Below are 12,147 nucleotides of genomic sequence, written 5' to 3' on the forward strand. Positions count from 1 at the left end.
CGACAACCAGCTGAGCAGATTCGCGTTTGAATTCAGGACTAAAATTTCTTCTTTTCATTGGAGCACCTGTGTTGTTCTGAGGTGAGCATATCACCTCTGTTCAGATGGCCAAATTCAGTAAACCACTTCAGTCAGACCACTCTATAGGGTCTGAAACTCTTTTTATATAAACCCTATAAGGTGGGGACGCTAACAATGTTAGGACTTTGTACAAAATCACCACGAACAAACTATGCGCATCTAAACTGCTGCTACTAAAGCTCTGTTCTGGTTTAATGTCCGCTCCTCAAAACAGACTGTCAGATTTGATTGTGTGCTGCCAGCGAAAACTGTCATGTCAAGTCTGAGCTAATACAGATAAAGATTACCAGTGCATTTATCCCCCGGATTCCCTTATGCGTGATGTATTTCAGAAAGAGGAATTAGGATGAAAATATCTGCTGGCTTCAACCAGCCAATCCATAAAGGTCCTTAAACGCGCGATAAAATTTTCTTTTTTATCCATTTGATTATGGCTCTCAAATAAAAAGTATCTGATTTCGCTTTCTTTCATCGGATATTTTTTTGCAAATCTTACAACGCATGCTTCAAGCGTGTCAGGCCAGTCGGTATCGTCATCAGATCGCAGCAGATTAGTGGAGCGAATCAGTTTTCTGGCGGCCGCCCTTTGTATTGGCTTATGTTCATCAACATTATCGTTCTCGGTCAATCTCTGCATATAATCGCTCAGCACGCTGACAAAATCGCCGTTAACCGCCAAAGCAATCGCTTTAGACGGTCTGAAACGACTGAATCGTTTAGAAAGGTCTTCACCCCAAATACATCGGCAATGATGTTTCAGCCAGTAACCCCAACTGTACAGGTTCTCAGGGGCAAGCACTTCCGACAAAGATCCGACATCGAAGTCGACTTTGCTTACAACACAATGATTTGACTTAATTTCCTTACGTATCTCAGACAGTAGCCTACACTCGCTTTTACCAGCCTGATGAGTCAGGATGACACAAATATCCAAATCTGATAGTCCGGCAACCGCTTTTCCTTGCGCGACGCTACCATATACATACGCACTATGGAGCAAGCATCCCAACCTTGAAGCCAGACGATTGATCATGTCATCAACCACCTGCTGGAACTCGAATTGCAATCTGTCTGACGGCGGGGTTTTGATATAGCCATCTACATCCAGAGCCATAACCATTCTCTTTGTATCAACTGGTGAAATTCGCAAAATGACGGCATATTCAAGCAATTATCAGAATGTAGTTCAGTACCATCGTGGTCACCGTAGCGGACAGATACATCCAGCCAAACATAGACTGCGCTTGATGATCTTCACGAACAACGACCGTACTGGATGAACAGCACAACAAAACGCATTTCCTCTTAGGGAGTATAATGATGGCGCTACTGCTCGCCAGAGATTTCCTTGCACCATGGCACAAGCTACGCCTTTAACGTAGGTCCACGCCTATGTCTTAACGACGACATATCCGGTTTAAACAAGGATATATCGTTAATCCCTCCTGAACGTTATTTCCCTGTCCGCATTACGCCCTGGCAGCAGCCAGCGGTGCGACATTCCTTTATCCGTCCAACTAAGGAATCGATATGAAATTCAGCCTCTTTTTGCTGATGCTGTGCGCACTTACGGGCTGCGTACAGCACGACAGTGATCTGCCGCCGGTATCCGGCCCCCCACAGCCGGTGAATTCCCCGGCCATTATCCAGGAGATGACAAACCATGTCCGAGGTTAATAACGTCATCGATGCATCCAGAAGCTTTGAATCGGTCATTTTGGAAAAAGACGCCCGCGAGAAAAAAGTGGCCTGGTTGATGGCGGCGGTCGGATTTGTTCTGGCCGCAATGGCGATTGCGGCCATTATTATTCTGCTGCCGCTGAAAACCACCGAAATCGAACTCTGGTCGGTGGATAAACAAACCGGGCGTTATGACTATATGACCCGCATTAAAGAGCGGGATATTTCCACTGAAGCATCGCTGGCACATGCATTGGCCGCAAATTATGTCAAACGCCGCGAAGGCTATAACTATTTTTCCCTTCAGCGCGATTATGACGACGTGCAGTTATTCAATAGCGACGGCGTAAATAAGGATTATCTTGACGGGTTTAACGGCGACCAAGCGCCGGATGTTGTTTTCAACAAAGCGGAATATGTCGTCTCTATCGACATTATTTCCAACGTTCATGCGCCCGCCACCGCCCCCGACCGTCTGGCGACGTTACGCATCAAGCGAACCATTCGCCGCGTTGCGGATAATTCGGTGAAAACCGATGTCTGGAATATCCGCCTGACCTACCGCTACCTCCCTCGCAAACAACTGACGGACAGCCAGCGTGAAGTGAACCCACTGGGGTTCATCGTCACCAGCTACCAGCGCGATAAAGAGCTAAGGAGCGAATGATGCTGATAAAAATGCTGATCGGTGTTTTTTTCCTGACGGCATACGCAGCCTGGGGCGCGGCGACGCCGCGCGGCAGCGCGTATGACAGCCGGATGCAGAACGTCTCGTATAACAGTCAGAACGCCACGGTCGTCAACACCCGCCCCGGCTACATCACCACTCTGCTGTTTGACGACGATGAAACCGTTATCGACGCGCAGGCGGGCTTTCCCAAAGGCTGGACGGTAACCAAAAGCGATAACCGGGTGGGCGTCAGCCCCAATCCCATCGCCCAGCCGGTAACGGATGCCAACGGCAATAACGTCAGTCAGGTGTTTCTGCCGACCGCGAAGGACTGGAAAACCAACCTTTTCGTCGTGACGTCAAAACGCGATTACAGCCTGGAGTTGAATGTGCTGGACCACGACTCGCCCACTCTGGCCTTCGTTATCCGCTATCGTTATCCGGCTGAAGCCCGCCGGCAATCTGTCGCCGCTAGCACCGCCCGCCAGAAACAGCTTCAGGAAATGCAGGAAAAACTACAGATAGCGGCGGCATTTCGGCAGGCAGCTACGCCGCGCAACTGGCGTTACACCAAACGGGTGGCGGACGGTTCGGCGTCCATTGCGCCGGATTTCACTTACGATGACGGCCGCTTTACCTACCTCGGCTTTTCGCCCGTGAAAATCCTGTCCTCCGCCTTTACGGTCGTTAACGGCCGGGAGCAGGCGGTGACGCCGCGAATTATCAGCCAGGGCAACTACACCGTAATGGTGGTGCGTTCTCTGTCGCCGCGCCTGGTGCTGCGCTACGGCAATGCGGTGGTCGGAATTGAAAACACGGCATTTGGCGACGTGACCGTGGCTAACGGCGATACCGTCTCCCCCGACGTCACGCTGGAGGCCAAATGACCGATAAATCTACCCTGGAAGACGCGCAAAAAACCACGGCGGAGCTGGAAGCCGAGGCCCGCAAACGCGCCCGCGCGGCAATGGCGAGCCAAGAACCGGAGCAGAAAACGCCCCCCGGCCAGCCCGACGTCACGCGTTTTCGAAAACCCACCGGGCGTCGGACGCTGCTGGTCAGCCTGCTGAGCCTGGCCTTACTGATGGCGCTGGCGCTCGGCGGCGACCATTTTCTTGGCATGCTGAAGAAGGACGAGGATAAAACGGCGGAGAGCGCACCACCGCCCTCATCCGGCACGGCACGCAATGAACGCAAAAACCTTGGGCTGGACAGCAATCCGTTCGGCCTGTTCGAACAGGGCAAATCGGAAACGCCCGCCGACAGCCGTCAGGCTCAGGACGAAGCGCCGCCGTTACCGCCTGAACCGCCCGTTTTAAACAAGGCCGCCGCACTGGCGGACGGGATGAACAACGCGCCGGCGACGACTCAGCGCAGCAATACAAGCCCGAGTCAACATGGATCGCCCGGCGATGCAGGCACGCCCAGCCATCCGGCAACGTCAGACGCCTATACGCCGTGTCAATCGGTGATGGTCAAAGGCAGCGACGGCCGGCTACGCTGCCAAGACGCCGACACACCGGCAACCGACGACGACAATCCGGGCGTGGCGAAAGTCACCGGCGTTCAACGACTGCCCCTCGATCCGGACCTCTACATCCCGGTTGACCGCTATATTCCCTGCTCAATGATGCGGCGCTTCGTGTCCGACGTGGGCGGCACGCTTTCCTGCCTTATCAGCGAGGACGTTTACAGCGCCAGCAACCATGTGAAACTGATCCCGGCGGGCACCATCGCCAGGGGCATTTATCGCACCGGCGCGCTGCAACACGGCCTCAGCCGGATGTTTGTCATCTGGACGGAATTGCGCACGCCCGGCCAGCTACAAATTCCCTTGATCGATACGCAGGCTAGCGGCCAATTAGGTGAAGCCGGTATTGCCGGCTGGATCGATACCCATTTCTGGGAACGGTTCGGCAATGCCCTGATGCTGAGCACCGTGCAGGACGTGGCCGCTGCGGCGTCGGATTCGGCGCCGGGCAAAGACCGCAATACTGACTACACCGAAAACACCCGCGCAGCCACGGCGGAAATGGCGAAAACGACGCTGGAAAACAGCATCAATATCCCGCCCACGATGTACCTGAACCAGGGCGATGTGATCGGCATCATGACCGGTACGGATATCGATTTCTCTTCTGTCTATCAACTGCGGCTGAAAATGAGGTGGTATGCGCGCTGACAACCTGTCTCTTGAGTTCATGAAAAACCGGCTGTTCGGCGATTTTCTGCCGCTGGCGGGCCTGACCGAAATCGCCATTAACCGTCCCGGCGAGATCCACACCAAAATACGCGGAAAATGGCAAAGGCACGACGCCCCGGTCACGCTGCGGCAGTGTTACGCTTTCGCCAAAGCGCTGGCTTCCTGGAATGAGGACAACGTGGATGATACCTCGCCGATCCTGTCCGCCACGCTGGCATCGGGCGAGCGCATCCAGACCATTGTTCCCCCGGCCTGCGAGCGCGACACCGTTTCCATCACGCTGCGCAAGCCCTCATTCGAGCAAAAAACGCATCAGTCCTGGGTAGACGCCGGTTTTTATCACCGGGTGACCGGCAAAGAGCGAACGGAAAGTAAAGAGGATGAACTGGCCGGATACTATAAGCGCGGGGAGATCCCCCGCTTTATCGAAAAGGCGGTTGAATACGGCAAGACGCTATTTATCATCGGCGAAACCGGGTCAGGTAAAACCACCTATATGAAGACATTGCTGCATTATATTCCGCCGCATCTCAGACTGACCACCATCGAAGACAACCCCGAAATCCGCTTTTACCGCCACGCCAATTATGTCCATCTGTTTTACCCGGCGGATGCCGGGGAGGATGCCATCGTCACCCCCGGCAGGCTGATCCGGGCCAATTACCGGATGAACCCGGATCGCATTTTGCTGGCGGAAATTCGCGGAAAAGAGGCCTGGGACGCGCTAAAAATCGTCGGCTCCGGCCATGAGGGACTCATCACCTCGATGCACGCGGGCAGCCCTGAAGCCTGTATCGAAGGGATCATCGACCGCTGCTATGAACATCCTGACTGCCAAAATATCCCGTTTGCGGTACTGCTGCGCAAGGTGCTTAACAGCGTGGACGTCATCGTCAGCGTCGACATCCATGGCGATATTCGCCGGATGGGCGCGATTTATTTTAAACATCTTCATCTGAACAGCATGAAGGAGGTCTTTAATGAGGCGAATCGTTGAAATACTGTATGCCGGTGCGGCGCTGGTGATGCTCTCCGGCTGCGCATCGCCGCCAGAGCCCGTTCAGCCCGCATGGGATACACCCGGCGCGGCCGTTAACGCCACGCTCCCGCAGTGGTCGGAAAACCGCATTGTCATTCCGTCCCCCGACGTCGATGGCCGCTGGTCAACGTCCATCATTTTCAGCCCTGAAGCCATATATCCGCCCGGCGTCTGGTATGCCGTCGCGCATTCAGAGCAGGTTATCGTCAATGCGCCCGATGGGGCGAGTTATTTCAGGGCGAAGTCCTGGCTGAGAAAACACGGTTATCGCGCCGTCGTGACTTATCAGCCTACAGCGACTGACCGCCTCGCCTGCCATTCCACCGAGATTTATTTTTACCGCTGACCGCGACGGTCATCCACGTTCGTAACCCACCCGACATTTATTTCCTGCAATAAAAAGGACATTACCATGAAAAAACCCGTTCTCGCGGCGACGCTCCTGTGCCTTGCCGCCGGTTTTTCCACACCGTCATTTGCGGCCGATCCCTGCGAAGTGGTGTTGTGCCTGTATGGCAAGGCAACCGGCAACGGCGGCGGAACCGAGTGCAGCAGCGCGGAGCACGCCTTTTTCAGCATCAACGCCTTTAAAAAACACCATCGCTTCAACCCGGACAAGACGTTTACTATGCGCCGGGATTTTCTCACACAGTGCGCCAGCGCCGACCCCGCAGCCGTCAGTCAAATATTATCGCGCTATGGCCGGATGCGCGGCTAACCGCATGCCACGAATGGATAAAAGTAGTCATAAAACCGTCAACAAGGCTTGGCATAGGAGCCTAGTTTAGGGACTATGAGTTTAAACTTCAGAAAAGGATTTACGACATGAGTATCCGCTTTCCGCCCAAACTGATTCCCGGAGATTTGATTGCCGTCACGGCTCCATCATCTGGCGTCCCTCAACATCTACATCCCCGGCTGGAACTTGCCATTAGCAACCTTAAGAAAAAAGGTTTCAGAGTCCGTGAAGGGATGTGCTTGCGTTCACAGTATAAAAATAAAAGCGCATACAAAACTTCACGTGCGGAAGAACTGATGTCTTATCTCACCGATCCGGAAGTGAAAGCCGTTATGCCGCCATGGGGAGGCGATCTGGCAATAGAGCTACTTGAGTTACTTGATTTTAATCTGCTAGCTCAGACTGAACCAAAATGGTTTGTCGGCTTTTCAGATTTGAGTACTTTTCATGTTCCGCTGACCACGCTTTCTGGCTGGGCAACACTTCATGGGCCTAACCTTATGGATCTTGGAGCTCAGGAGTTAGACACGACCACAAAAGCTATATGGAACATTCTAGAGGCTGAACGGGGGTCTGTGATTAAACAGCACTCTTCAACAGCATTCCAAATTGACGAAAACCAATGGGGTACAGCCACAGGCGCTGGTTTTAATCTGACACAAAAAACAAAGTGGAAACACCTCGATGGCGTTACTTCCTCTGCCAGCTTCCATGGACGTCTGATCGGTGGATGCCTTGAAATCATATCGAGGTTAGCAGGCACGTCATTCGGTAATCTGCCTTTGTTTCAAGATCAAAACAGCGATGAAGGCACTGTTCTGTATTTTGAAAATGTGGAAATGGCCCCCTGTGAGTTAACGCGAGCATTATTCAGCTTACGCTTACACGGTTGGTTTAATAATTTAACCGGTATTCTAATAGGTAGAAGTGCTGTGCCAGACGTCAGCGATCACACTCAATACAATTATCTGGATGCCCTTCGAGCCTCCCTTGGCGATCTTGACGTTCCCGTGCTTTATGACGTGGATATCGGTCATATACCACCACAAATTTCACTCATTAACGGCGCAATTGCGACAGTCACATTCACTGAAAGTGGAAGTTCAGTCACTCAGCAAGTGTAGTCAAATGATCATCTGTCAAAGCAGGAATACAAAAATCGTATACCCACAATAATCGGCAAATATTCAGCCACCCAAACGCTCCGTAAGAAGCAAGATTTAACCGCCAAAATGTGCGTTATCTAATTAGAGCGTACGGTACGAACAGGCAGCGATTTTTGGGCTTTTAAATTTATGCGTCAGCAGAAATTTAAACGTGGCGTGAGGCGAGTAAATTCAATTTCACAGAAATTGCTAATTTGCGTCGCCGAACCCACCGGCGAGCGTTCACCCCCAGGTGAACCGAGCTGGCGGGGGGAGCCGAATAAATTTCGCCGCCCCAGCGAGCGAAAAGCTATCGCCCACGATAGCGGTTTATTTGGGGGGCGCAGCCCCGCACACCGTCGCGGCTAAGTCTCCGGCCAAAAGCCGGTAGCGTGGCGCGACCACCCTCTTTGAAGGCGTTTTCCCATTTTTTCGCTTGGCCGGAACGGACAAAAGAAAAAATAGGCGAAAAACGGCGTCTCAAAGGGGGTGGTCGCGCGTAGCGGGCGACGGTGTGCCGCCTTTGATGTTGGGGGTTTTGGCGCGGCGTCCAGTTGCGACATTACCCCCATGCGATGGTCCATAAGGGCGTCCAGCCCGCATGAACTGGCGCACGCTGTTTCGTGCCGGGAAGCATGCTTTCCGACACATGGCCGCAGAGCGGTCACCTTCTTCGCCCCAGACGTTCGCCCCGCCTTTTCGCCCAACACCGTGGGGCGAAGTGATGGGGCGATGCCTTGGGGCGAGTCGCTGACGAAGGAGGCATCGTGATTTTAAATAAGCTGGCGGTTTCACTGTCGCCGATAGTGAATAGCGCGCTGAGTTTCATTGCTTTTATGCAACAGCATCAGCTGATGCTGGCGCTGTTATCGGGGCTGACGATGCCATTTTTCGCGTCGATGAAAAGCGATGAACGGCAAAAAGCCCCGTTGTGGCAAAAGCTGATTATTGCTTTCTCCATGGTGTGTTTTCTTTCCGGCTCGATGGGGCCATTACTTATCTGGATTTTCCGGTGGCTTTATCAAGGCCAGGTCATCGCCAGTACACCCGTACTGACCTGGTCAGTGGTTATTTCCTTTACTGTTGCCGGTTTTATTTTTCATATTATTCTGCGCAGGGTATTAACCCCCGAACTGGATAAAATAAAGAAACGCCTTATAAAAAAGACCACCCTTGAACGGGAATTACGCACCGATGTCCGCACGGTAAAATCCCTGCTGCCGGAAACGCTGCATTATAACCCACTGGATTATATCGACCTGAATAAAGGGTTATTTATCGGCATGGGCCGTGATAAACATCCGATGTATCTGCCGTTAAAAGACTGGCAAAAACAACACGCGAATATTATCGGCACCACCGGGGCCGGTAAAGGGGTCGCAACCGGAATATTGCTTTATCAAAGCATTCTGGCCGGTGAAGGCATTTTTGTTATGGACCCAAAAGATGATGAATGGGCGCCACATCTTTACCGCAAAGCGTGTGAGGATGCAGGCAAGCCCTTTGCCTTAATTGACCTGCGAAAACAGCAATACCAGTTAAACCTAATTGAAGATATTACGCCTGATGAACTGGAAGAGCTTTTTGTCGCTGGTTTCAGTCTGGCGGAGAAAGGTCAGGAATCAGACTTTTACCGTATCGACGATAGAAAGGCCGCTCGCATGGCGGCGCAATTTGTCAGTCATCACCCATCCTCGACTATCTGCGATATTTATAATGGCGATTATGTCCAGGGGATTGCGGAGGACATCAAAGCGTTTTTCGGCAAGATTGAAGAGCTGGCATTACTCAATGCCATCAACGCGCCCACCGGATTTTCGCTTAATACGATATTTGAGGAAGGCGGTTGCTGTTATGTCATCGGTTCAATGCGCAACAGCAAAATTATTACCGCCCAGCGAATGCTACTGGTACGACTTTACCAATTAGCGGAAAGGCGCGACCGGGTAAAAGATACGCCCCGCCCTATCGCCATCTTTCTCGACGAGCTGAAATACCATTTATCCAAACCTGCACTGGAAGGATTAGGCGCAGCGCGGGATAAAGGCGTGCATATCATCATGGCGCATCAGTCGGTCGCCGATTTGAAAGACTGCCCGGCGGATTTGAAAGGCGATGCCGTTGTCGGCGCAGTTGTTGAAAACGCCAAATTCAAGCTGGTTTATCGCGTTATGGACCCGGATACAGCGGAATGGGTGGCGAGAATGTCGGGCACCATCTTAGTCGATGATGAAGTTCGCAAAGCGAAAACCGATGCCGTACTGACGGAAACCATCGACGGTGAGCGCACCATCAGACAGGCCGAGCGTTTCTTTATCGACAGCAATATGATCCTGAACCTGCCCGATTTTGTCAGCTTTATCTTTACGACGAGAACACTCCCCTCGGCCTCACTGATTTCTCCCATCAAGGTGCAAAAACGCAAGTTGGAGATCTGTTCCGTTTCTCCTGACATTGCCGCGTCGGCAACGCCGGCAAGAGTCGCGCTGGACTTCGACGAGGAAGAAGCAACACCCGCTTCAACGCCCAATGTTACGGTAACCCGGCCAGATCTTTTCTTTGAAGGGGAAAGAGAATCAACAAAACCGAAATTCGATGATGACGAAACACCGTCCTTGCTCGATTTTTAGGAGGAGTAATGCTTATAGCCACGCATAGCGAGCGCACCGCTCGCAACAGCGAGAAGATAAAAAGACTGCTGAATTTCCTGAAGGAAGAAACCTACAGCGACTTTAAAACGCTGATGCTGCTGTTTGGCTTCAGGGATCATAAATCGCTGTATACGCTGCTGACAAAAACTGAGCGAATGGGGTTAATACAAAAGTATGTATTTGAATCACGGACGATGAAAATGTCATTGTGGGGTATAACCAGCGACGGACTGGCTGTTGTGTTAACCCCCGACGATGTGCTTTTCCCGGCACGATTTGAGCCTTCAAAAATCACCGGTTGGACGCTGGATCACCACCTTGATAATCAGGTGGCTAGGTTGATCCTGGAGAAAAAAGGCGCATCCGGATGGATAAACGGCGATCACTCAACGTTCCTCAGCCAGTATCAGGTCAAACACCGTCCGGATGGACTCATCACACTCCCTGACGGACAGGTCATCGCAGTAGAAACCGAGCGTCGCCTGAAGACCAAAGCCCGCTATCAGTCAATCATCGCCAGCCATTTGCTGGCCCGGACACAAAAGCACTGGATTTACGTCTTTTACATCGTACCGGATCTACAGAAAAAACGGGCGCTTGAACTGCTGTTTGGCAGCGTCAAGCACGTCATCATCAACCATCAGCACATACCGCTGGAAGCACGTCATCGGAACGTTTTTCGCATTTATACTCTCGACGAACTGCGACAACTGGAACCGGAATAATACCCATAAACCGGATTAGGTATTTTTGAATATGACTATCGGGTAACTGAAATCGTTAGATTTAACATCCTATTAAACAGATTATTATCTAAATCACCTCGCTAAACTTTGGATGGGTATACTTTTTTCATTTCTTTACAACTAATTAAACGCTCAACATCAGCAAGAATAGATTTATACTCACTACCACCCGACAAATATATATAGCTAGGAGGGATTTCAAATTTCCCTATTGAGTTTCTATATGTTCCAGTGACTGCTTTACTAGTTGTTACAACAATATTTAATGAAAAATAATGGCTATATTTATATATCTCAAGATTGTGTTCCTTTGAACCATATTCATGATAATCTTCCAAAATTTTTACTGCATCAGTCACCTTGGTTATATAATGCCCTTCTTGCTTCCCATTTCTTTTACAGAAGATTGATTGTGAATCCGAAGTCTCATCTAACAAAACTATTACTGTTCTTTTATTTGGCTTTTTTATTCTTTCAGTAATACAACCTGAATTGCTTGTTAAAAAATTCTTCCCATCATTCATGACAATATAAATAACATCAGAATTAACAATGTCGACACCAACTTCTTTCATCCGGTTTGAATATACTATCCTCTCTAATCCTTGTTTTTCCAACTCAACCAACACAGGGAATTTATTTTCAACAAGCTGTTTTATCTCAAAATTAGTATGATATTTTATTTTCTCGTTAACATAGTATGATATTGTTAATAGTATAAATATAGAAGTTCCTATATTTAGCAACATACCATTCCAAGGTTCAGGGCATTTCAGTAATGTAGGAATGACAGCCAGCACCAATAGAGCTATAATACCCCAAAGAGCATACTTACTCATCAAAATACTTATTACATTATCTTTTTCCATTTTACAATCCTTTTTTAAATCCATTAAGACATATAAAACCTTATTGAAAATAAAATCATAAATTTTTTTATGAGAACAAGTGAGGGGGTATTTTAACTCTTCGACAAACCAAAAAAATGAACAATGACATATAATTTAATCCAGTATAGTAATACAGGTATGGTCAGAAACGCGTCGACGCAGTACATCTAAATTTATTTTTTCAAAAAATAACGACATACCCACTCACACTATAACCGTCACGATACAATAATGTAGATACATTGTCATTCATATGCCGCACACTGGAATAATTCCCATCTACAATATTATGCATGATTAATT

At 50.1% G+C, this 12,147-nt stretch carries 11 protein-coding genes; 9 read left to right on the forward strand and 2 right to left on the reverse strand.

Annotated elements, in window-relative coordinates:
• Window positions 1-409: 409 nt before the first annotated feature.
• Window positions 410-1,195 (reverse strand): nucleotidyltransferase domain-containing protein, encoded by a 786-nt coding sequence (locus tag ABRZ28_RS23030; RefSeq protein ID WP_330521678.1) that lies wholly within the window; start codon window positions 1,193-1,195, stop codon window positions 410-412.
• A gap of 549 nt (window positions 1,196-1,744) precedes the next feature.
• On the opposite strand from ABRZ28_RS23030, the gene ABRZ28_RS23035 reads away from it, so the two are divergent.
• The 9 genes from ABRZ28_RS23035 to mobC all read left to right on the forward strand — a co-directional run bounded on the left by ABRZ28_RS23035 (window position 1,745) and on the right by mobC (window position 10,933).
• Window positions 1,745-2,428, forward strand: a complete 684-nt coding sequence (locus ABRZ28_RS23035; RefSeq protein WP_330521679.1) for a VirB8 family type IV secretion system protein — start codon at window positions 1,745-1,747, stop codon at window positions 2,426-2,428.
• On the forward strand, window positions 2,425-3,318 hold the full coding sequence (virB9, locus tag ABRZ28_RS23040) for a P-type conjugative transfer protein VirB9 (RefSeq protein ID WP_442878743.1): 894 nt from the start codon (window positions 2,425-2,427) through the stop codon (window positions 3,316-3,318). The genes ABRZ28_RS23035 and virB9 overlap by 4 nt, the downstream gene beginning before the upstream one ends.
• Window positions 3,315-4,613 (forward strand): VirB10/TraB/TrbI family type IV secretion system protein, encoded by a 1,299-nt coding sequence (gene virB10, locus ABRZ28_RS23045; RefSeq protein WP_330521680.1) that lies wholly within the window; start codon window positions 3,315-3,317, stop codon window positions 4,611-4,613. The genes virB9 and virB10 overlap by 4 nt, the downstream gene beginning before the upstream one ends.
• Window positions 4,603-5,631, forward strand: a complete 1,029-nt coding sequence (gene virB11 / locus ABRZ28_RS23050; RefSeq protein ID WP_330521681.1) for a P-type DNA transfer ATPase VirB11 — start codon at window positions 4,603-4,605, stop codon at window positions 5,629-5,631. Before virB10 ends, virB11 begins: the two co-directional genes overlap by 11 nt.
• Complete coding sequence (locus ABRZ28_RS23055) at window positions 5,615-6,019, forward strand: cag pathogenicity island Cag12 family protein (RefSeq protein WP_330521683.1); 405 nt, start codon at window positions 5,615-5,617, stop codon at window positions 6,017-6,019. Before virB11 ends, ABRZ28_RS23055 begins: the two co-directional genes overlap by 17 nt.
• 66 nt (window positions 6,020-6,085) lie before the next feature.
• Window positions 6,086-6,391 carry a TrbM/KikA/MpfK family conjugal transfer protein gene (locus ABRZ28_RS23060; RefSeq protein WP_330521684.1) on the forward strand — a complete coding sequence of 102 codons (306 nt, stop codon included), beginning with the start codon at window positions 6,086-6,088 and terminating at the stop codon, window positions 6,389-6,391.
• A gap of 107 nt (window positions 6,392-6,498) precedes the next feature.
• The gene (locus tag ABRZ28_RS23065) at window positions 6,499-7,536 is read left to right on the forward strand and encodes a S66 family peptidase (protein WP_330521685.1); all 1,038 of its coding nucleotides are present in this window, start codon (window positions 6,499-6,501) and stop codon (window positions 7,534-7,536) included.
• A gap of 788 nt (window positions 7,537-8,324) precedes the next feature.
• Window positions 8,325-10,187, forward strand: a complete 1,863-nt coding sequence (locus tag ABRZ28_RS23070; protein WP_330521686.1) for a type IV secretory system conjugative DNA transfer family protein — start codon at window positions 8,325-8,327, stop codon at window positions 10,185-10,187.
• Window positions 10,188-10,195: 8 nt separating this feature from the next.
• The gene (gene mobC / locus ABRZ28_RS23075; protein WP_330521687.1) at window positions 10,196-10,933 is read left to right on the forward strand and encodes a MobC family replication-relaxation protein; all 738 of its coding nucleotides are present in this window, start codon (window positions 10,196-10,198) and stop codon (window positions 10,931-10,933) included.
• Window positions 10,934-11,034: 101 nt separating this feature from the next.
• Here the strand turns inward: mobC and ABRZ28_RS23080 are convergent, their stop codons facing one another.
• Window positions 11,035-11,823: a hypothetical protein gene (locus ABRZ28_RS23080; protein WP_330521688.1), complete on the reverse strand. Its 789-nt coding sequence runs from the start codon at window positions 11,821-11,823 to the stop codon at window positions 11,035-11,037.
• Window positions 11,824-12,147 lie beyond the last annotated feature (324 nt).

This window comes from Brenneria sp. g21c3, assembly GCF_040240345.1.
GTDB lineage: Bacteria > Pseudomonadota > Gammaproteobacteria > Enterobacterales > Enterobacteriaceae > Brenneria.